The organism is Thalassobacterium sedimentorum (assembly GCF_031127905.1).
GTDB classification, from domain to species: Bacteria; Verrucomicrobiota; Verrucomicrobiia; order Opitutales; family Coraliomargaritaceae; genus Thalassobacterium; species Thalassobacterium sedimentorum.
The window spans coordinates 49,352-70,175 of sequence record NZ_JARXIC010000022.1 but is presented as its reverse complement, the minus strand read 5'-3'; the positions used below and the strand labels follow the sequence as shown (position 1 = coordinate 70,175).

Here is a 20,824-nt window from a genome sequence, read left to right as displayed (position 1 = left end):
CAGTCCTAACGCTTGTGCTTGGCTTAATCTTCGGCTGGTATTTGGCACCTTCCTCAAAATTGGCCACAAAGCCTACTGCCTCTGCTCTTTCATCCCCCTCAAGCGTAGAAACGTCTCAAAGCAAGATTCAGACTTCATCGGAATCTGTGTACACCCTGACTGAAACAGCCACAGTAAACACAACCGAGGCCTCACTGACATGGTTGAGCGCTCTGGATGATCGAGAGCCCTTAGATCGACTAACGATCATATTAGAGCGAATGAAAAACGTAGAGGCTGAGGATTTCGGCACTCTAATGACCGCGATTCAAGAACATTCCGGCAGTATGCGATGGACAACTCAGCGCCTCTTAGCAACCAAGTGGGTGGCTACCAATCCTCAAGGAATGCAAGCCTATATCGAGGCTCAACCACTCGATAAGCAACGAAGCTTGTACAGTCTGTTATATAGCGCATGGGCCCAAGAAGCTCCAATGGCAGCCTACGCTTCGGCCTTACAGGTGACCGATCAACGCACCCAACAAAACGCGATGCAAAGTGTCGCACAGGCGATCGCCGAGGACGATCCGCAACGTGCCATCGAAATCGCGCAAGAGATGAGTGCTATCGGGCATCGAGCTGATTGGGTGATGCGTAATATCTATCAACGTTGGGCCAATCAGGATCCGGCAGCAGCACGCGCCTCCGCACTCTCCCTTGAGGATGGACCGGAAAAGGTGCAGGCACTCTCAGGCGCGTTGCAGAATTGGATACAGGAAGACCCCATCGCGGCACTGGATTGGCTCGATTCTCAACCGATGGATAGTACCATCTATAATTCTAGAAAACAGGTTTTCAGCAATCTCTTGAATCGTGATTTCGATACCGCCAAGGCTTTTATTGCCTCCAAAACCGATCCATTGGAACGACGCGAGGTGCTACGACACGTATCATTGAATAATTTAGGTTGGCGTAAAAGTTATGATGAGATCCTTGAAATCTATGACTGGGTGGGCGAAGTCGCCACAGGGCAAACCTACGACAGTAAAGTGGGCGACGTAATCCGCTCCTTAGCACAGGTAGATCCAGCTCGTGCGGAGGCTTTTGTTTTGGACCTGCCCGCAGGTAATGCACGTATGAATGCATTGAGTAACTATGCGCGCCAGTTAGCAGAACACGATCCGGCTTCTGCGATTAACTTTGCGCTCAGTATGGGCTACGAGGACGAAAAACAACGGGTACTCCGAGGCATGGGTTGGCAACTCACCCGCTATGGCTCAGAAAATATCCGTAGCTTAATCGCTAGCTCAGAAGATTCTACGCTACAACGCCAGTTAGCCTCACAAGTCGTCAACGATTGGTCTAAGTATGATCAAGCCGGAGCCCTAGCGTGGGCCGAATCCTTAAGTGACGATCAGGCACGTAGCATGGCGGTACAGAATGTGTATGCAAATTGGATGCAGGCAGCGCCTCAACAAGCCTTTACTTACCTTAAAAATTCAGTCGAACAAAGCAAACAGCGGAATTATTTAAGAAGTGGTTTTCAACAATGGTCGCGCGAAGATCCAGCAGAAGCAATCACATGGCTAAGTCAATTGCCCAACACCATCGACGAGAATGCAAGTGCAGACCTGTATGGCTCGGTCGCTAATAATTATGTTCAGCACGACCCGATGGCTGCCTCCGAATGGATCTCGACACTGGAAGAAGGCCCCGCACGCGACCGCTCCGTGTCTTCATTAGTACAGAGCATATCCCGCAACGATCCCGAAGCCGGTTTCATTTGGGCAGCCACCTTAAGTGATCCGGAAATACGCAAAAATGACCTCAGCCGTAGCCTGCGCGAATGGGTCAAGATAGATCCCAGCGCAGCCATGGAAGCGGTGAAGGACGCTGCTATAGAAGCGTCCGAAAAAGAACCTCTATTAAACATAATCGAAACCGCACAGAACAATTAAGCACTACTAGTCCAGTCGACTTTTGCTAATATCTGAAATTTGCTTTGAATCAGGCTTGGTCCACGTACGCCTGAAGACCTATATAGCATTCTACAACTGAAGACTAAGAAACAGCCGTTGCGTTCAACCGCAGACGTACACATCGAAGCGATTACTTTTCCCCTCTAAAGTATAACTGGGCTTGGCATCAGCCAACTGAGGCGCGATACGTGGCCGTTTAACCACCACACGCTTCTTTGCTTTAGCGCAGGCGATCTCCAGCAATTGGTCGGCATCCGGATCACTACCAACTAACTGATGGAAAACATGCATCTCCTTCTTGACTTGAGTTCGCTTCGTGCGCACAGGAAACATCGGATCCAAATAAATCACATCCGGGCAGCACGTCGGGGCCAAAGTTTGCATATAGCTCGCAGCATCCGAATCAAGTAAGTGCATCCGATCAAGTATCGTAATCAATGATGCCTCATGGCGCCCCCCCCACTCTCGAGCGACACGTAAACCATCTGCAAGTAGCGCGCGCACTTCAACGACACGCTCCGTCATCGTGATCGAACAGCCCAAACTGGCGAGCACGAAGGCATCCCCTCCAAGCCCAGCAGTGGCATCTAAAACCGTGGGAAGCTGCCCAGTATGAAGTCCCACTGCCTTGGCAATCATTTGCCCTTTGCCACCACCTTTATGGCGGCGATAGTTCACTGTCGGACCATAGAAATCAGCACAAATATTCAAAAGACGATCTGACTGAATTTGCATCAACGATAAGCCAGTCGCCGAAAAAAGAAATACATAGTTAGGCTGCGTTAACTCACTTAAAATCTGTGAACGCACAAAACGCTCCAGTTCACGCGCCTTCGCCTCTTCCAAATGAGTGGCATTCAGCAAGGGGAGCGAATAGCGTTCTGCCAGCATTTGAGCATTTACTGCTTCAGCCGCACAGAGTAAGATGACTTGAGTCGCTTTCATTCTGCAGCAGGCACAAGACGCGCCACGACATCCGGATCATTTAGGACAACATACAGACAACCATCAGGGCCACTCGCAACATCCCGAACGCGACCTTCATTCTTCAGGATAACCTCGTCGTGAATGACCCGCCCGTCTTCAATGACAAGACGATGTAGCTCTTGCGAGGCAAGGCCTCCGGCAAAGAGATTATACTTCCATTCAGGGAATTGATCTCCCTCATAAAAATCGATTCCACATACAGCGATGGAAGGAGTCCAATAGTGCAGTGGTTGCTCCATCCCGGGCGCGGCGGTCTGCCCAGTGATCGGCTTCCCGTTATAATTCATCCCGTAAGTAATCACTGGCCAACCGTAGTTTCGGCCAGCCAAAATCAAATTAATCTCATCCCCACCACGCGGTCCATGTTCAGACTCAAAAATCGCCCCGGTAATAGGATGTGCGTCCAAGCCCTGTGGGTTACGATTGCCGAAAGTCCAAATACTCGGGTAGGCGGACGCCTGATTTACAAATGGATTATCAACTGGCACACGCCCATCATCATGAATCCGGTGTATTTTGCCATTGGGCCGAGACAGGTCCTGTGCTTGATTTTGAGCACCACGGTCGCCAATTCCAAAATACAAATAACCATCCTGAAAAACAAAACGCGTGCCAAAGTGCACACCTGCTTGACGATGAAACTCTGCCGGCACTTCAAAAATAACCTGTTCATCCACCCACTGCTCATCAACGATCCGCCCACGCACAATTTTAGTCATACTATACTTAGTGCCCTCCGCATCCGCCGCTGCAGCGGAAAAGCCTAAGTAAATCCACCCATTATCCAAGTAGTCAGGATGCGCGGCCACTTCCAGTAAACCGCCCTGTCCTTGCGTGATAACCTTCGGGGTAGCTGTAATGGGCTCACTCAATTGCCCGGCTCGCCACAAGCGCAACTGACCGGAACGCTCGGTAATGAGTGCCTCGGTCGTCGATAAAAAATAGATGGACCACGGGGTTTGAAGTCCCTCAATCACCGGCTCTAAACGGAAATCATAACCACCTGCCGTCAACACATCTCCTTGACGCTTCACGGAAGTCTCGCCAGCCACATCACGAGCCTGCTGGCCTACCTCATCAATGTATATTTCGAGCGATCGGATTTCAGGCACAGTTAAAGCCTCCCGAAACCCCGGCATGCCGGTATTGCTGTCCCCGGCTTGCACATATTGAATAAAATCGAGCTCATCCCCGACGACTGTCCATTCGGATCGGTCCAACAATGAGTGCCCCAAACCACCATCTAAATGCTCACCATGGCAACTCATACAGTTCTCCTGGTACAGCTTTTGGACCGCCCCCGTGCCAATTCTATTTTGTCCCAGCAATGACGAAGTAAAAGTAAGTAGTAGTATAAAGAGTCGCATCGTTAGCACCCTGAGGGTGATTCCTAAATTTGCAAAAAGATTGCGAGAGTAATCATTTATGCTTATTCACTAACTATGAATATTATGAAACAAATGGGCGAATTTCTCCTGCCCAAAGGCCAATTTGAGTCCGGCGATTTATGGCAACTAGCCATCATCGGATTTTCAATTCTGCTTTTTTCACGTATTCTAAATTCTCACAATGAGCGTCTGGAAGGAGAGAAGGCAAACTGGGGCCCTTTTTTTTGGCTACGCGCGAACCTGGGGTTCATCGCAACTTGGTTAATGTGCCTCGTTGGCTACGTCAGCTTAACTGCGATGGATCAAGCGACCGCTTTTTTCCGTTTCTTCACCTTGCTAGGCTGCATCTGGATGATCATCGGCTTGGTTTGCAGTTTCATCAAAGATCTCTTCTGGGCTCGATCGGTCGCCATGGTGGGCTATCTGATCACCACAATCTATGCCATGGCACAGTTGGATGGTCTGAATGATAATCTACAAGAATTTCGCGTCGAGGTCGGGACCCTCTCCATCTCGGCCTGGGGGATCATTACAGGTTTAGTCGCTTTTGGAATCACGATGTGGATCAGCCTTGGACTCACACGGCTGCTAGAAAGCAGAATACAAACCGTGCCTCGACTCAGCGCCTCACTGCGCGTGCTCATTGTTAAAATCATCCGTATTCTATTTATATTTATTGCTACCATGATTGCACTCAGCTCCATGGGCGTCAATTTGTCATCGCTCACAGTGTTAGGCGGGGCAATCGGCTTGGGGCTGGGGTTCGGGCTACAAAAAGTGGTCTCCAATTTTGTCAGTGGCATCATTCTGCTATTGGACAACTCGATCAAACCAGGAGATGTCATTGAAATCGAAGGCACCTATGGTTGGATCAACAATCTGCGCGCCCGCTATGCATCCGTCATCACCCGTGATGGCACGGAACACCTCATTCCTAACGAAGACCTAATCACACAGCGTGTAATTAACTGGTCCTTCACCGACGAACTGGTGCGCATGCGAGTGCCCGTCGGCGTTTCGTACAATGCGGATCCGCACGAGTGCATTCGACTCATGCTAGAAGCCGCGAAAGGACACGAACGCGTCTTGGAAGACCCCAAACCAGTCTGCTTGCTTAAAGAATTTGGCGATAGTTCGCTCAATTTAGAGCTTCGCTTCTGGTTGAGCGACCCAGCCAATGGTGTAGGGAGTGTCAAAAGTCAGGTGCTGTTAAAAATCTGGGACCTTTTTAAAGATAATAACATTGAGATCCCCTACCCACAGCGTGATCTACACATACGCTCGAGCGATGTCGATTTCGTTAAGCGTGAGCGTCCCGATCCGAATTAAATTATGGCAAAAATTTCCAAACTCCGACTCGACGAATTATTAGTCGCCAAAAATCTAGCCGACTCACGCTCTCAAGCGAAGGCTTTGATCTTAGCGGGCAAAGTCAAGCTGGGCACTGAGCGCCTGGATAAGCCTGGACGCAGTTTACCAGAGGATAGCGAGGTCTGGGTCGAAACTCCACCCCGCTTTGTAAGCCGGGGTGGCGAAAAATTAGAAGGCTTTCTGGATCAATTTGAAATCTCGATGGAAGGCTTGCACTTCCTCGATGTAGGCGCTTCCACTGGCGGCTTCACCGATTGCTCACTACAACGGGGTGCACTCAGCGCTACCTGTGTCGATGTCGGGCGCGCTCAAATGCACAATAAATTAATTCAGGATGAACGGGTCACTAATCTAGAAAAAACCAATGCCCGTCACTTGGAAATCGGCGACCTCCCCCGCGATAGTTATCCGCGCATAGTCATGGATCTATCCTTCATCTCCCTCACTAAGGTATTACCCGCAGTTTGGCAATTTCTCGAAACTGATGGCTGCCTGATCGCATTGGTAAAACCACAATTTGAGGCGGAGAAACACGAAGTGGATGCAGGTCGTGGCATTATTCGTGACGAAACCATTCACCAACGCGTGCTGGAACAAATTAAAGAATTTGCACTCAGCCAACTCCCCGGTGCGACGCTGATTGGCACCATGGATTCACCCATCAAGGGCACAGACGGCAATCGCGAATTTCTACTCGGACTCAAACGCACACAGGTATCCTGACCTACACCAGGCAAAAGCTGCCCAAGAATATACACCTCCCGTGCCTCTTCAATCGTACCTACAATAATTGCCAAACAAGCATCGCCCGCTTGGCAAAAAATGCCTCTCTGCGCAAATTCAGGAAACTTTCGCTTTGACAGCCGCTGTCAGTGCAATTGTTTCTAAGCCAAATGGAAAACGCTGCTTACCAAAAACTACTCACACCTTTTCATATAATACTTGGATTAGTGCTTACACTACTCGTGTTTATTATGATGTCGTTTCTGCTGGTTCCCTTCACCTTTTCTCCAGATGCGACGATCGCGCAACTACAAGCCTGCTTAACTGCCGTCCCAATTGCTGCAGTGTTCTGGTTCTCCTACCATATGTTCATGGTCGTATTGATGGACCAAAAAAAGCAAAAACAAGCCTCGAAGTAAGCAGTACCCATTATTTCTGGCTTTAAAGCCATCCTTTTAAGAGGCCGTCCATTTGGACGGCCTCTTTTTTAGGTTCGCCGCCATTTCCAAAATGTTCGTAGCAATCTTCGGGAATGTGAAGACCTCACTCACCCACCTCGTCGTCCCAATCCGCAAGCTCCTCGGCCTTTTTCTTCTTCTCCACACGCCCGCCGACCCAGATGGCCAATTCGTATAGCGCATACATGAATCCAGTCGTCAAAGGCAAGGAGACGAAATCCCCTCCCGGCGTCAGGAACGCCGAAAAGACCATCAAGCCCACAAACACTGCGCGACGGATTGAACGTAATTTTTCCACTGGAATCACTCCCAAATATACCAAAATTACAATGATCAGCGGAAACTGAAAAAATGCCCCCGTCATGAGCGAGAACCAAACCACCATGCTGTAGTATTCAGAAGCGGCCCACAACAGATCAAAACCGAAGTACATGTTCAGCTGCACAGAAAATGCCAGAGTGAGTGGCAGAATCAGAAAAAACGCAAACGCAACTCCAGAAACAAAGAGTATAAATGCCGCAAAACAAGCAGGTCGCAGTACCTTGCGTTCTTTATCAGTTAGCCCGGGGGCCACAAAGGCCGCTAAAAAATATAAGACAAAGGGCATGGATAAAGTTAGCCCAGATAAAAACGCGATTTGAATAAAAACTGAAATCACTCCCATCGGCCGATAGGTAATTAAATTTTCATCAGCTAATTCTGCGGAACCATAAGCACTGACGATCGGAAATTTTAAGATCTGAGCAATGTCACCGATAAAAAATGTGGCCAGTGCAATCCCAACAATGAAAGCCAATAAACTTCGCCCGACCGTCCAGCGAAAGTCCTCTAGATGCTCTAAAAAGCTCATACCCTCGCCAAGTGAGGCCTCTTGCTGGCCGTCCTTATTATCGTCGTGTTCCAGATATTCTGTCATTACATTAAACTCCTATTCGGTTTCATACAGTTCGGGCAAACTCCAATCTTACTTTATTTCAGAAAACTAAAAATGTAAGACACCAGTGCGATTCAGATCTGCATTCTTTATACAGGCAAGATGCTAATCCATTGACAGGCAGAGCGAAATGTCTTTGCTACGTTCTTTCTCAAACTTCGTTGCCGTTGGCAGCGAACATATAACAACTCGATCCACAAAAAGGTCGTAATCTTATGCCAGCTAAAAAAGCAAAAAAAGCCACCAAGAAAGCCGCAAAGCGCAAGAGCGCAGCAGCGGTAAAATACAGCTACGACTTCGGTCAAAAGACCGACGGTAGCTCTAAACTCCGGGAACTCCTCGGCGGTAAAGGTGCCAATCTCGCAGAGATGGCTCGTATCGGTCTCCCCGTCCCTCCTGGTTTCACAATTACAACTGAAGTCTGCACATACTTCTACGACAACGGTCGCCAGTATCCCAAGACACTTGAGAAGGAAGTGAAAGCTTCAGTTGCTCAGATCGAAAAAGAAGTCGGCAAAAAGCTGGGCGCCGATAAAAACCCCCTACTACTTTCAGTCCGTTCCGGCGCTCGTGAATCGATGCCCGGCATGATGGACACCATCCTCAACTTAGGGCTGAACGACAAAACTGTGAAGGCACTCGCAAGCGAGTCCGGCAATGAAGCTTTCGCATACGACTGCTACCGCCGCTTCATCCAAATGTATGGTGATGTGGTCATGGGTGTGCAGGCAGTCAACGAGAACGACCATTGCCCATTCGAAGCATGCCTGGAAAAACTCCGTGAAGAAGCGGGGGTCGAACTTGATAACGAATTGACAGCCGATGACCTCAAGGAGCTGATCAAGCGCTACAAGGCGATCATTAAAAAGCGCACAGGCACTGCATTCCCTCAAGATGCTTACGAGCAACTCTGGGGCTCGATCGGTGCGGTTTTCAATTCATGGCAGAATGAGCGCGCAATTCTTTACCGTCAGAAATATGGTATCCCGGCAGCATGGGGCACCGCGGTGAACGTTCAAGCCATGGTCTTCGGTAACATGGGCGACAATTGCGCCACAGGTGTTGCCTTCACACGCGACCCTGCAAATGGTGAGAAAGTCTTCTACGGTGAATACCTCATCAACGCTCAAGGTGAAGACGTGGTGGCCGGTATCCGCACCCCCAACGCGATTGCTCAGCTCAAGGAGGAAATGCCCAAGGCACACGCAGACCTCGAAGCGGTTCGCAAGAAACTGGAGAAGCACTTCAAGGACATGCAAGACTTCGAGTTCACCGTTGAAAACGGCAAGCTGTGGATGCTGCAAACACGTAACGGTAAACGCACTGGCCTCGCCGCTGTGCGTATCGCCGTTGAACTGGTTAAGGAAAAACTGATCGACCAAAAGACAGCCCTTAAAAAGATCCCAGCCGACTCCATCTCCTCGCTCCTGGTTGCGGTCTTCGACCCTGCAGCCGTGAAGAAAGCCAAGGTACTCACAACTGGTCTTCCTGCTGGCCCTGGTGCTGCAGCTGGTAAGATCTGCTTCACTGCACCCGATGCTGAAGCCGTTGCCGCCAAGGGTGGCCACGCAATCCTCTGCCGTGTGGAAACCACACCGGAAGACCTTCGTGGCATGATCGCTGCCGACGGTATCCTCACTTCTCGTGGTGGAGTTTCTTCACACGCCGCTCTGGTCGCACGTCAAATGAACAAGGTCTGCGTCTGTGGTGCTTCTGAAGTAGTGATCAACTACGCCAACGAAACACTCACGATCGGCGACAAGACCTTCAAGAATGGTGACGACATCTCCATCGACGGCACAACTGGTGAAATCTTCGCGGGTGCAGTTGACACCGCTCCTTCGGAAGTGGATCAAGTCCTCAACGGTAAGCTCAAAGCTGAAGACAGTTACACATTCCAAATGTATGACCAAGTCATGAAGTGGGCGGACAAGCATCGTAAGCTTGGCGTTCGCACCAATGCGGACTCACCGGATCAAGCCGCTGCTGCGATTGCTTATGGTGCTGAAGGTATCGGTCTCTGCCGCACAGAGCACATGTTCTTCGAAGGTGATCGTATCACTTTCATGCGCCAAATGATCCTCGCTTCTGACGAAGCTGAGCGTCGTAAGGCTCTCAAGAAGCTCCTACCATTCCAACGTAAGGACTTCAACGGTCTCTTCAAAGCAATGGGCGGACTTCCTGTAACTGTGCGCCTGTTGGATCCACCTCTTCATGAGTTCCTTCCTCACGACGAGTCCTCCAAGCGTGAGCTTGCAAACTCCCTCGGCGTCGATGTCGATGTGATCTCCAACCGTGTGCATGCCCTCCACGAATCCAATCCTATGCTGGGTCACCGTGGTTGCCGTCTCGGCATCTCCTATCCTGAAATCACTGAGATGCAAGCACGCGCAATCTTTGAGGCCGCTGCTGCTTGCTACAAGCTCAAGAAGCCCATCAAGGTGATCCCAGAAGTGATGATTCCTCTCGTCGGCTTTGCAGATGAACTCAAGAATCAAGTCGCTGTGGTGCACCGCGTTGCCGCAGAAGTCATGGAAAAGAAGAAGGTTCAGTTCAAGTATCTAGTCGGCACCATGATCGAAGTGCCTCGTGGCGCATTAACCGCAGACGAAGTCGCTGAAACAGCTGAGTTCTTCTCCTTCGGCACCAATGACCTCACACAAACTGGTCTCGGCATGAGCCGCGATGACGCCGGCACATTCCTTGGTAAATACAAGGACCTCGATATTCTGCCACAAAATCCATTCGCCTCCATCGATGCAGCAGGGGTGGGCCAACTGGTTGAAATCGGCGCTCAGAAGGGGCGCAGCACCAAGAAGGACCTCAAGCTCGGCATCTGTGGCGAGCACGGTGGCGATCCAGCCTCCATCGAGTTCTTCCACAGTGTTGGTCTCGACTACGTCAGCTGTTCCCCACCTCGCGTGCCAGTCGCACGCCTGGCGGCCGCACAAGCTGCTCTCAAGTAGTCTGAACTAAGTTCACGTTCACTTAATAAACAAAAGCCCTTCCGTAAATACGGAAGGGCTTTTTTGCTGATACGAGACGTCAGTGCGACCATAGCAATACCAGACAAGTGTCCACCAGTCAGACTTAACCTCCGGCACGAACCGCTTGATAGCCACGGGCGTTTAATTCAACGCAAACACGCTCACAGACATCTCCCTGTAATTCAATAATTCGTCCTTTTAAAGTGCCCCCACAGGCGCATATTTTTTTTAGCTCAAAAGTCATCGCCTCCAAAGTACTCAATGGAATATGCGTCGGAAATTCCTTTAGTGTAGTCACGGTTTTCCCTCCTCGACCTGCTTTTTCCCTACGAATTTCAACGCGCCCTTTTGATCGACTCTTGACTGACTTTTTCTTAGCTGAGGCGCTTCGAGGCAGCACCTCTCCCGCCGGCAAGCCTGCGGCATCCAGTCCGCCAAAGGGGTTAGCTCCAAAGGCATCGCCACCGTCAGTGGAGATTTTATCATTTCTTCGTGCACTCATACTTTATGGGGCATTGAAGGATCATTTAACCAAGCTAATGCTTTTACGTAACTGCGCTGCGAAAGATAGTGCTTCAGCCTCGCTGGCGTAAATGACGCTGTCGTCGCGGCATCCAGTCGCTGAAGCACAACAAGCATGCTTTCGCCTGCCGCGAAAGGGCGATGGCCACTAATACATTCTAAATCCGCTTTTAATTGCTCACAGTCCATCACACTTCAACCTAGCTTATAGTCAGGAATAATACCACAACTCATCCTGCCTCTTCTTTTAATAGATCACTTAAATCTTTTAATAGAGCAGAATCCTGCGGAATTGTTAACTTTTTCAATTCTTCATCGATATCAGCTTCTTGCGGTGGTCGAAAAATACCTAAGGTCAAATGGATGAGCCAGTGCAACACCCCTTCAGTTTGCGGATCATTTAAGTACATCAACTCACGACACAAATAAGCCGAATCATGCAAACGAATCAATAGGCGCGGTTGATGGCTGCAAAAATAATGTAAGCATTTAATCACCTCTGGCATCAGACGATTCTCCACAACTGAAGGCATCTCCATTCGCTTACTCGACAATCGAGTACGTTTCCGACGACGTTCATGATATTCAAAAACCGAATTCAGTTCATGCTGTTTAATACGATTAAGAATAAAAGACAGTGCCTCCGGCAGATGAAAGCCTCGATGCCCCAGACGGTAAGGAAAAAAACGTGTTAAGCCCTTTTCATCACCGTGAGCAAACACATTCTGCAGATTACGATAACTGCCACCAATCCAAGCCTTGTCGGAAAGACGGTCGAGAAATTCCATCAAATCTACAAAGGTGATAATTTCTTCGGCCGCACACAGTTCGCGCAAATCCACATCCAAATTAGCTAAAGCTACTGGATAATCTTGATAGAGCCCAAACTCTTCCACAAAGCGCATCCGCTGCTGATAAGCTTGACCATCAATTCCTTCAAAAGAACCGAGCTCATTACACTCTTCCTCAAACAGAAAGGTGGCTTCACAAATCTCCAAAAGCTGAGTCGCCGCTCTCAAATCAAGCTTCTCCACTTCAATCAATTCTTCAAAACTTAAGTATATGTAGCGAGCAATGGTATCGCCTTTGACAGAACCACCCACTCGTGACCATGCCCGGGTGCCGGTATTCTTAGCCAATGCCGAAACACTTAAATCCTCAAAGGGTGAGCCTTGAGCCCGATAGGAAGCCTTATCCCAGCGTGCTGCCAGCTCTTCGACGACATTCAAACCATGCCCTTGCTTTGTCTTATCTTCGCTCATTCAATCGCTAATAACTATCGTCGCACCAAGAACTGTTGTCTCTATGACGCGCTTGCCATGCTCGTCCCGGCACTACTATTCGCTTTGGCGATTGCATTAACATTATGTGCGAGAATTTCCTCGGCCAAGTCATTGTAGTCCTTACCAACTCCCTCCGCGACTTCACGACTCTCGACCAAACACACAGGCAAGCCCAGTGTCACTGCACGACGAACAATGGTAGCATCACGCACACAGGCCTCGTAAATCTTCGCTTCATTGGAAACCAAGCGCTGCTTCTTAAATTGATTCAAGCGGAGTTGCATGCGCATTTTGGGCACTCCAATATCCACATTTGCCTTAATCGAATTAAAGATCACACCGGATACACGAGCAAAATTCCCCATTTCCGGCACACGGAATCCAGCGGAACGACGATAAAACAAGAGTAGCTTCTCAATCATCAGCGTAAAACCAATCAGCGAAAGTGCATCCGGATTTGCTGGCACATAAAGCTCATCAGCACTGAAGATACCCAATTGTGAGGCATTCAGAATATTTGGCGGGCAATCGTAGAGAATAAAATCGTAATCATCTTCAACCTCACGAATCTGCTCATTAAAGATCAGATAATGTGGATTCTGCGGATCGATCTTATATTCATTCTCAATATCGATTAAATTGAAGGTCGTCGGCAATAAATCCAACCCCGGCAACTGTGCATTGCCCTGGTTATCTCGGACCACGTCTTTAACAATGATGTCTTTAATACGTTCATCACCTGGATCGAAGATCGAATAAACCGAACCACGTTTCTCCATATTAATGCGGTTCCAACGCTCAATGCGTAGGAGCCAGATACTGGAATTCGACTGGGTGTCGAGATCACAGAGTAATACGCGTTTGCCACGTTGCGCAAGACATGCGGCTACGTTGACGATGAGTGAGGTTTTTCCCACCCCACCTTTGTAGTTAATAAATGCGAGCTTACGTGCCATAATTTTAACCTCTCGGTGTATTGAATATCGTGATCTGTATCAAAGAATCGATCACTTAGAATTTTGAGTCGAATTCGTCCATTGTGGGTAACTCTTCAGAGAAGCCCACTGAAAAATCACCGAACTCCTGATCGCCGTCTGTGCCTGTGCGAAGCGCAGGCTCTTGTTGGCTGGAAAGAATTTTCTCAGAAATAGCATTATCAATGTAAATTTCCGCCCAGTAGCCGTTCTCCACTTCATAGTCATCTGGTACATAACCATACTTATCCAGAATCTCAAGGATGAGAGAGGAATCAGGTGTGGCATTAAAGCCATCGAGCATACCACGTTCTTCATGCGCGACAACGGCCTCGTCCACGATGAAAGGTGGCACGATGCCATCGTACGAAGGATGAATATGATGCTGAGATGCCCACTGAATCCAACGATCGCGATCTACAGAGCGCTCAGTCTTGGAAAGTGCCTCATAGTAGTACACTTTACGACGCGTGAGACGGCGTACCAAAGCGCAGGCCTTCACATCACCATGCTCAATCTCCAGCCAGTCACCACGACGCGGCTCTTGAATCGGATTACGTGTTTGAGAAATATCCTCCGGTGCCTCTACGAAATCTTTCCCCCCCGTGAAGCAGTATTTTACATCTGTCTCACCGTGACGTATGACATCCAGCTTTCCCTTTTTAATCAGCTCTTCCTGGAACTTTTCCGCATCGCTACGGGAGGAAGCCCACATATACTGTGTGATGGTGGTCGTTACCTTGAATTTACGTTGCATGGACATGATTTTATTTAGAGTTTGTGATGATCTGTTGTAATTAGAAAGTGAAATCTTAACTAGCTGCCTGCTCCGAAGATGCAGAATCCTCGGCTTCTTCACCGGCATCGAGTCCAGGAATCGCATGTAGCATATCGGAGGCAGATTGGAAGCGATCCTCTGGATCATAAGCCAACGCTTGTTTCATCCATGCATCCCACCGCGGATTGATTCCATTGACCGCTTTAGTCGGTAAATCCAACGACAGGCAATGCCGCCCAGTTAGCATACGATACGTCATCAAACCTACCGTATACAGATTACTGGCAATATCGGGCTGCTTACCAGCGCGCTGCTCTGGACTGTAATACTCAAATGCATTGAGCAATGAAGGGAGTGCGCGACTAAAACCTGGCAATGGATCAAAAGGCGTCGGTTCCAAACGCACATCGTTACGCAGTAAGTGGAAATCATCCCATGCATGTCCAATTAAATCAGTGACTCCCAGCTCCGAAATTTTCACACCATCCTCAGTGATCAACACATTCGCAGGCTTCAGGTCAGCATGAATAATACCTTCGTTGTGAGCATGATCCAAGCCGAGTAAGAGATAATACAGATAGTAATGTACTTCCTCTTCACTCAACGGGCCTTTGTTATTACGCATCAAGTCATCCAGAGTGCGTATTCTCACCTTATCTGCAGTGACTTCCCCCTCCACGTGCTCCATTCGCAACCAATAGAACATATCCTCTTCCCCCAAATCGTCGATACGCAAAATATTCGGATGATCGAGCTTCGTCTGAATTCGGGCAGCCTGCTTAAAAACAGTCGCACCGTCTTCTCCATTAAATCCCTTGGGAATCACTTTTACCGCGAATTCCTTTCCCAGCATCTCATGCTGTGCCAAATACACCTCACCGATGGCTCCTTTACCAATAAAACTGACTATGTGCAAGTTACCGAGGCTCATGCCCGGTTGAAGCGAGCAAAGCTCATCAGTGAATCCCATACCAGAAATATCCATAATCATTGGGGTAAATATTTTGAAGTTAAGTTATTTTGACAATAAGTGAATTTAGAAGCGTTTCTTAGGCTTAGCAGGCGCCCGGACTCGTGACGGGGCATTGGGTGCCTTAGGCGCATTGGGCGCACTGGGAGTCTTTGCAGCATGACTCGAGCCAGGTTTCTTAGGAGGCTTAATGCCCGGCAGACCTGGCTTCCGCGGCGGTAAACTACGTGCCGCCGGCTTGGAGGTCGAAGCAATTTTCTCGACGACTGGAGCCACCTCATCATCCCCGGTTTCTCCATTCAGAAACTGAATAATCGGATCATCAGGATTACCGGTCATCACCTTCTCGGGCTGTGGAGCGGGCGTTGACTTCACCGACTTTTTAACGGATTTGGCCCCTGTCGATGCCACAGCTGGTATCGACTTCGGCTTCTCTTGAACAGACGGAGTTGCCTCCGCAGGTTCAGGAATAAACTGCTCCGCCGACGCAATCAGTGACAAACTCACCACCAACAAGAAATCAAATGTGATAAAATTAATCAAAAATAGAGTCAACGAATCGCTAAGCCCACAAACATGGGCAAATGCTAAGGCTGGCAATAAAGCAGGCAGTATCAGTAGGCCGTAAATCAGGATTTTCTCACAGGGTTCGTTCAACTCACGATGACGCGCCTTAGCGACACCAAACGCCGTCATAGAGCGGGCAATCGGCACGATCATTAAAAAACCTGCCATAATCGAGGCCAAGAGCGCCGCATTAGTCTTAATACCTGAGCTAACTCCACAGGCAGTCAGAAAAAAGATGACACCGTAAATTCCAGCATCCATCAACGAATGCTTCATGCTGGGCTTATGACCACGCGAAAGCAAATTACGCGTAATAAACCCAACTGCAGGCCCCACAAATACCCAAACTGCCATGGTTATAAATAAGGGGGCAGAACTGACGGTTTGATTCAAGTGCGAAGCATAAAGATAAGTCGCAAAGAAGCCATGCAACATAATCAAGATGCCAGCAATTGCCATCGCCTTTGCGCTAACAACATAGCGCTCTTCAGCAAGCTGCAACGCCTTCTTAAACAGAACAACCGCCACCGCCCCCGCTAGGACAAAATTCAAAACAAAGGACGCGTACGTTGCCACCTGCAACATTGTCAACGAACTGGGTTCCTCCGCAACTGCTTCAATATCTACCGTTTCCAACAGCGCAACAGGCTTGACCACTGCCGGCTCAACTGGGCGAACAGGTTCAGTATTCTGAGGTCTTTCAAACTCCGAAAGCACCGGTGCCTTAGCCACTGGGGGCGCCTCTCTCGTTTGTGAAAGTAAAGACACTTTTTCAGAACTCTTCTGCTCGACTTTAGCCTGAATTTTCGGTTCTACTTTTAATTCAGCTTTCGCTTTAGCCGGAACCGAAGTTAATGACTGCGCCTTAGACTCTGGCTGAACTGGCTGGATCGGCTGGATTTTTTTAGTTTCAACGGGAGTTGGCGACAAAAGTGCTGGACGACTATCATTTGAATCCGATTTTTCGACCGGTGGAATAGAAGTGAGTAATGTTGCTTTCTCAGACATAATTTGGAGCTGGGGTCACTGCTGATACAGGATTGGTACGGGGCCAATATGGGCCCGTTACCAGCATCCCGTAAAGTCACAATATAGTGAAGCTAGACTTTTTACACTTTCTTAATGCTAAAATTCTATCTGAACGCAATTTTTATACAATAAATAAGGTTAAGTAATACCACAGGATAAGCAACTAACCCCATAATACGGACACACAACACCCACCTCTAAAGTTTACAACAAAGAAAAAACACGTGCCAATACTATATAAGATAAGCCCATTAAATAACATAAACTACGACACTCATGCAGTCATCACTCCATCAGAGTCAACTTTTTCAGTATCGTATTGCCATCTGGGGGCTTTGGCTCAGTCGAGTCGCATAGCTGCGCAGCTGTGGCGCACGTTTGGGAGACCTCCCCTAGCACCCGTATCGCTTTATTCGTAGCCACAACGAAAAGTGACTCGACGCGCCGCACCCCATCCGCAACGCTCACAACATGTCCTCAGGTCTGGAAGCAATTGCAAATGAGTTAAGACGTTTACAACGTGATGGTGTGAACCGTGTCTTTGTGAAAGATGACACCTTGGATCTAATCGCGTCTAAAGCTTCAAAATTGGCGGCGAAAGCCACGACAGGCAACACTGCGCATGACAGACGCGTAACCTCGGCTGTGCACGCGGACCTACATGATCTGATCAAGCCCTCCACAACAAGCAAGGACCGCGCTCCCGCACAGCTGGTCGAGCCAGCCCCTGCTGCTCCGCGCTTACCAGCGCCTCCGGAAATTTCACTCCCAGCGGGCGATTCTGTCACTCAACTGCAGTGGTTACAAGAACGTGTCGAAAACTGTGAGGTTTGCCGAAAGCACCTCAGCGCGCAAGGTCAGGTCGTCTTCGGAGCTGGCTCTCATCAAGCCGACATCTTTTTCTGCGGCGAAGCACCAGGCACGGAAGAGGAACGCACAGGCGAACCTGCCGTCGGTAAAGCAGGACAATTGCTGTCCAAAATCATCAGTGCCATGGGACTCTCCCGCGAAGAGGTATACATCACCAACATATTAAAATGGCGTCCTGAACACGACAAGCCCTACGGCAATCGCCCGCCCACGATAGAAGAAATGCAATTCTGCCTCCCCTACCTACAGGCACAGGTTCAAATCATTAAGCCTAAGGTCATCGTAGCACTCGGCAACGCAGCTGTCACTGGCCTACTCGGCCCCAATCCGGAGCGTAAATTAGGCTCCGTGCGCGGCACTTGGGCCACTTTCGAGAATATCCCTGTTATGATCACTTTTCACCCATCCTATCTTTTGCGCAACGGCACACTCAAAACGAAACGCATGGCCTGGGAAGACATGTTACTGGTCATGGAGAAATGTGAACTCGAGATCAATGACAAGCAACGCGGTTTCTTCCTTCCCAAAGCCTAGCCGCACGGATTCAGACACTAAGGACATATGGCGCAAACCATCATACAAAGACAATATCCTATATCAGGTCTGGAATTTCGAGATTTCTGGGACATCTGCAGTCGCTTCCAAACCGTACATCCTGAATACAAATATGTCTATTTTACCGTCGACGGCTTTGAGTGCTTCATCGTGCTGGACGAACCGGAAGTGTCTAAGGTACTTCATAAGCTGAAGGGCAAAGAAGAACGCGTGCGCAAATACTCAGCGCGCTTCTATACCAGTCGCACTCAACACAGCGACGGATATGGCGTATCTGAACTCCAATACCGTCCAGTTGCCTATGATCGCTACTTACAAGGACTTAGCTTTTACAGCGACTCTGTAACAAAATCGAATTATTATCAATTTGAAGAGGAAATCTACACCAACTACCCCTTCATCGAGAATAATGAACCAGAAGTCGAATTTGGAAAGCCCTGCGAAGTGCTGGCACTCGTCATCGATATTCGCGGATTTAGCCTTTTTTGTGAAAAGCCCGAAATTGAATCCCCCTACACATGTGGTCTGATGTCCGCCTTCTACCATATGGTCAACCGAGCCCTGCAACGCTTCCCCCCTGAAATGACCAAATTCCTCGGCGATGGAGTCTTAGCGATTTGGGAAACCAGCCCGACTGATCGCGAAATCGCGGTGCGCGAAGCTCTCAACGCGGCACTCAACCTTCGCCACACCTGGTCCATGGTCAAGGATAGCCCTCACTTCACCCATGGAGCCCCACAGGAAATTGGCGCCGGCATCTGCTTCGGCTTGGCCAGCCATCTTGAAATTGGTAATGATTACATAGGCCGCCCCATCAATATTGCGAGCCGCCTATGTAGCGCCTGCCCCGGCGACCGGGTCTACGTCGACCGCGCCGTGCCGAACTTGCCTCTGGAAATAAAGAAACAAGAATACGTGGCCCACATCAAACCGTATGGACGCCACAATGTTTGGGCATACTTCACCAAATAAGCCCTAAAAATCGCCACGTTCCAATATGAAAATAGTCGCCGCCAACTCTGACGCTTGGAGCATCGCAAAGGGAAAGGATCCGAATAATCCTAGCGTGCTACGCTTTCGCCCCAGTTTGCAGCACTTTTTAGCAGATGCGAACTACCCTAGACGACTCACGATCGTATGGACATTTGAAGTTACCGACAGCAGTGGCATGCCAAGCGATACCCAAAGCGCTGACATGAAAGTTTTCGAAGATCGACTACTGGAAGCACTCGACCCCGATCTCGCAGCCATACTTGCCTTTGTTTATACCACCCGTGGCACCCGCGAGTGGCACTTCTATTTGTCTGATGTAAACGAGGTGGGCATTCGCATCAATCAAGCGCTCGCTTCTGTCCCCAAGCTGCCGATTCAGTTAAACGTAGAAGACGACCCCAATTGGGATGAGCTGAGACAAGTATTTCTCACATGTGCACGACAAACTTAAGCGCCCTTCTCACTCTAGCTAGCAAGCGCTGCGACTTAGTCTGAAAGCAACTGTAGTAATGCCGCCCCATATGACAAGCGGCTCACAAAACCCCCACTGCCTTTGGAACGGGCCAATGCTTGGATATCCGGATGCGCATTCGCTGGACACATCACTTGATCGAAGCATTCAAAAACCGTCAAATCATTCAGATAGTCACCTACCGCCATTGCCTCATTCAGGGCGACACCTAGATGCTTGGTTAGCAAGTGAATACCGTCCAATTTGTGAATACCCGGCAACACATCTATATAACGATCGGAACGTACAAAGTCTAATTGATCGATCTGCAGTGGATCCAAGTCCGCACGTGCCAGCGATTCAATTCTCTGCAGCACCTCGCCACCATCAGCCTCTACGGGAATGACAAAAGACAAATTGCCAAACTTCTCAATCGGCGAGAGATCCACACCATAATGTGCCTCCAATTGGGCCTGTCCACGCGCACGATACCAGGCAATCAACTTTTCAATTATTCGAATATTCTCATAACGGTCCGCCAGTGCAACAAAGCCATAGCGCTTGGCCAACGCCGCGCAATCAATCGTGCGATCAGTTTCACGATCATACAGAACGCATGCATGCTCCAATAGACAATAGCGCAGCTTTGAGCTCTTAAAATGCTGAACGATGTTGCGCACCAAAGACCAGGGGCGTCCCGTATTCATCACAAAAAAATCAAGTGTCGAAGCCTCTACAGCGTCATCGATTGAGCGCAACATACGAATTTGATTCATGGTCGGTTCCCAGTCCGTGGCCACTCCAAACGCCTCCCCGTCCTCAGGGTTTAGACATCCATCTATATCTTGAAATATAACCTTAATATCAGCACTCAACATACAGGAACTGATAGTGCCAGCACAGGCATTGTCACGCCCCTAAACTCCAGACTAATTCTGTCTCCCGCTAAATTGACCAGCCTGCAAAAATCCTAACATACATATTGCGATCAGTGCCGATACCGATCTCGCACAATAAATCACCCCT

18 protein-coding genes are annotated in these 20,824 nt (G+C 49.1%); 8 read left to right on the top strand and 10 right to left on the bottom strand.

The window, feature by feature from the left end:
* Positions 1-146 precede the first annotated feature (146 nt).
* Positions 147-1,937 carry a hypothetical protein gene (locus tag QEH59_RS13040; protein WP_308985818.1) on the top strand — a complete coding sequence of 597 codons (1,791 nt, stop codon included), beginning with the start codon at positions 147-149 and terminating at the stop codon, positions 1,935-1,937.
* Positions 1,938-2,060: 123 nt separating this feature from the next.
* On the opposite strand, the gene QEH59_RS13035 is transcribed toward QEH59_RS13040, so the two are convergent.
* Together QEH59_RS13035 and QEH59_RS13030 are read right to left on the bottom strand one after the other, a co-directional pair.
* Positions 2,061-2,849: a class I SAM-dependent methyltransferase gene (locus QEH59_RS13035; protein ID WP_425609246.1), complete on the bottom strand. Its 789-nt coding sequence runs from the start codon at positions 2,847-2,849 to the stop codon at positions 2,061-2,063.
* Positions 2,850-2,899: 50 nt separating this feature from the next.
* Positions 2,900-4,312 (bottom strand): PQQ-dependent sugar dehydrogenase, encoded by a 1,413-nt coding sequence (locus QEH59_RS13030; RefSeq protein ID WP_308985816.1) that lies wholly within the window; start codon positions 4,310-4,312, stop codon positions 2,900-2,902.
* Positions 4,313-4,387: 75 nt separating this feature from the next.
* Here QEH59_RS13030 and QEH59_RS13025 point away from each other — a divergent pair, with 75 nt between their 5' ends.
* From QEH59_RS13025 to QEH59_RS13015, 3 genes are all read left to right on the top strand, one after another.
* Positions 4,388-5,662, top strand: a complete 1,275-nt coding sequence (locus QEH59_RS13025) for a mechanosensitive ion channel family protein (protein ID WP_308985815.1) — start codon at positions 4,388-4,390, stop codon at positions 5,660-5,662.
* 3 nt (positions 5,663-5,665) lie between these two features.
* Complete coding sequence (locus tag QEH59_RS13020) at positions 5,666-6,427, top strand: TlyA family RNA methyltransferase (protein ID WP_308985814.1); 762 nt, start codon at positions 5,666-5,668, stop codon at positions 6,425-6,427.
* A gap of 170 nt (positions 6,428-6,597) precedes the next feature.
* Positions 6,598-6,846, top strand: a complete 249-nt coding sequence (locus QEH59_RS13015; protein WP_308985813.1) for a hypothetical protein — start codon at positions 6,598-6,600, stop codon at positions 6,844-6,846.
* 124 nt (positions 6,847-6,970) lie between these two features.
* Here the strand turns inward: QEH59_RS13015 and tatC are convergent, their stop codons facing one another.
* Positions 6,971-7,801 (bottom strand): twin-arginine translocase subunit TatC, encoded by an 831-nt coding sequence (gene tatC, locus QEH59_RS13010; protein ID WP_308985812.1) that lies wholly within the window; start codon positions 7,799-7,801, stop codon positions 6,971-6,973.
* 233 nt (positions 7,802-8,034) lie between these two features.
* On the opposite strand from tatC, the gene ppdK reads away from it, so the two are divergent.
* The gene (ppdK, locus tag QEH59_RS13005) at positions 8,035-10,785 is read left to right on the top strand and encodes a pyruvate, phosphate dikinase (RefSeq protein WP_308985811.1); all 2,751 of its coding nucleotides are present in this window, start codon (positions 8,035-8,037) and stop codon (positions 10,783-10,785) included.
* 124 nt (positions 10,786-10,909) lie between these two features.
* Here the strand turns inward: ppdK and QEH59_RS13000 are convergent, their stop codons facing one another.
* The 6 genes from QEH59_RS13000 to QEH59_RS12975 all read right to left on the bottom strand — a co-directional run bounded on the left by QEH59_RS13000 (position 10,910) and on the right by QEH59_RS12975 (position 16,908).
* Positions 10,910-11,308 (bottom strand): translation initiation factor, encoded by a 399-nt coding sequence (locus QEH59_RS13000; protein ID WP_308985810.1) that lies wholly within the window; start codon positions 11,306-11,308, stop codon positions 10,910-10,912.
* 250 nt (positions 11,309-11,558) lie between these two features.
* Positions 11,559-12,590, bottom strand: a complete 1,032-nt coding sequence (locus QEH59_RS12995) for a hypothetical protein (RefSeq protein ID WP_308985809.1) — start codon at positions 12,588-12,590, stop codon at positions 11,559-11,561.
* Positions 12,591-12,631: 41 nt separating this feature from the next.
* Positions 12,632-13,567, bottom strand: coding sequence for a ParA family protein (locus tag QEH59_RS12990; protein ID WP_308985808.1), 936 nt, complete (start codon positions 13,565-13,567; stop codon positions 12,632-12,634).
* A gap of 55 nt (positions 13,568-13,622) precedes the next feature.
* Positions 13,623-14,342 carry a hypothetical protein gene (locus tag QEH59_RS12985; protein WP_308985807.1) on the bottom strand — a complete coding sequence of 240 codons (720 nt, stop codon included), beginning with the start codon at positions 14,340-14,342 and terminating at the stop codon, positions 13,623-13,625.
* A 55-nt stretch (positions 14,343-14,397) separates the two neighbouring features.
* Positions 14,398-15,354, bottom strand: a complete 957-nt coding sequence (locus tag QEH59_RS12980) for a serine/threonine protein kinase (protein WP_308985806.1) — start codon at positions 15,352-15,354, stop codon at positions 14,398-14,400.
* 45 nt (positions 15,355-15,399) lie between these two features.
* Entirely contained in the window at positions 15,400-16,908 is a 1,509-nt protein-coding gene (locus QEH59_RS12975; RefSeq protein ID WP_308985805.1) for a hypothetical protein, read from the bottom strand.
* A gap of 492 nt (positions 16,909-17,400) precedes the next feature.
* On the opposite strand from QEH59_RS12975, the gene QEH59_RS12970 reads away from it, so the two are divergent.
* From QEH59_RS12970 to QEH59_RS12960, 3 genes are read left to right on the top strand one after another with little or no spacing between them, the layout of a single operon-like run.
* Positions 17,401-18,333: a uracil-DNA glycosylase gene (locus tag QEH59_RS12970; protein ID WP_308985804.1), complete on the top strand. Its 933-nt coding sequence runs from the start codon at positions 17,401-17,403 to the stop codon at positions 18,331-18,333.
* 27 nt (positions 18,334-18,360) lie between these two features.
* Positions 18,361-19,326: an adenylate/guanylate cyclase domain-containing protein gene (locus tag QEH59_RS12965; RefSeq protein WP_308985803.1), complete on the top strand. Its 966-nt coding sequence runs from the start codon at positions 18,361-18,363 to the stop codon at positions 19,324-19,326.
* Positions 19,327-19,351: 25 nt separating this feature from the next.
* On the top strand, positions 19,352-19,798 hold the full coding sequence (locus tag QEH59_RS12960) for a DUF695 domain-containing protein (protein ID WP_308985802.1): 447 nt from the start codon (positions 19,352-19,354) through the stop codon (positions 19,796-19,798).
* 35 nt (positions 19,799-19,833) lie between these two features.
* Here the strand turns inward: QEH59_RS12960 and QEH59_RS12955 are convergent, their stop codons facing one another.
* Positions 19,834-20,574: an HAD hydrolase family protein gene (locus QEH59_RS12955; RefSeq protein WP_308985801.1), complete on the bottom strand. Its 741-nt coding sequence runs from the start codon at positions 20,572-20,574 to the stop codon at positions 19,834-19,836.
* Positions 20,575-20,824 lie beyond the last annotated feature (250 nt).

Excerpts from the sequence above, each read along its gene's own strand:
- QEH59_RS13035 (WP_425609246.1), bottom strand. The coding sequence starts at position 2,849 with ATGCTGGCAGAACGCTATTCGCTCCCCTTGCTGAATGCCACTCATTTG.
- QEH59_RS13030 (WP_308985816.1), bottom strand. The coding sequence starts at position 4,312 with ATGCGACTCTTTATACTACTACTTACTTTTACTTCGTCATTGCTGGGA.
- QEH59_RS13025 (WP_308985815.1), top strand. The coding sequence starts at position 4,388 with ATGAATATTATGAAACAAATGGGCGAATTTCTCCTGCCCAAAGGCCAA.
- QEH59_RS13020 (WP_308985814.1), top strand. The coding sequence starts at position 5,666 with ATGGCAAAAATTTCCAAACTCCGACTCGACGAATTATTAGTCGCCAAA.
- QEH59_RS13015 (WP_308985813.1), top strand. The coding sequence starts at position 6,598 with ATGGAAAACGCTGCTTACCAAAAACTACTCACACCTTTTCATATAATA.
- tatC (WP_308985812.1), bottom strand. The coding sequence starts at position 7,801 with ATGACAGAATATCTGGAACACGACGATAATAAGGACGGCCAGCAAGAG.
- ppdK (WP_308985811.1), top strand. The coding sequence starts at position 8,035 with ATGCCAGCTAAAAAAGCAAAAAAAGCCACCAAGAAAGCCGCAAAGCGC.
- QEH59_RS13000 (WP_308985810.1), bottom strand. The coding sequence starts at position 11,308 with ATGAGTGCACGAAGAAATGATAAAATCTCCACTGACGGTGGCGATGCC.
- QEH59_RS12995 (WP_308985809.1), bottom strand. The coding sequence starts at position 12,590 with ATGAGCGAAGATAAGACAAAGCAAGGGCATGGTTTGAATGTCGTCGAA.
- QEH59_RS12990 (WP_308985808.1), bottom strand. The coding sequence starts at position 13,567 with ATGGCACGTAAGCTCGCATTTATTAACTACAAAGGTGGGGTGGGAAAA.
- QEH59_RS12985 (WP_308985807.1), bottom strand. The coding sequence starts at position 14,342 with ATGCAACGTAAATTCAAGGTAACGACCACCATCACACAGTATATGTGG.
- QEH59_RS12980 (WP_308985806.1), bottom strand. The coding sequence starts at position 15,354 with ATGATTATGGATATTTCTGGTATGGGATTCACTGATGAGCTTTGCTCG.
- QEH59_RS12975 (WP_308985805.1), bottom strand. The coding sequence starts at position 16,908 with ATGTCTGAGAAAGCAACATTACTCACTTCTATTCCACCGGTCGAAAAA.
- QEH59_RS12970 (WP_308985804.1), top strand. The coding sequence starts at position 17,401 with ATGTCCTCAGGTCTGGAAGCAATTGCAAATGAGTTAAGACGTTTACAA.
- QEH59_RS12965 (WP_308985803.1), top strand. The coding sequence starts at position 18,361 with ATGGCGCAAACCATCATACAAAGACAATATCCTATATCAGGTCTGGAA.
- QEH59_RS12960 (WP_308985802.1), top strand. The coding sequence starts at position 19,352 with ATGAAAATAGTCGCCGCCAACTCTGACGCTTGGAGCATCGCAAAGGGA.
- QEH59_RS12955 (WP_308985801.1), bottom strand. The coding sequence starts at position 20,574 with ATGAATCAAATTCGTATGTTGCGCTCAATCGATGACGCTGTAGAGGCT.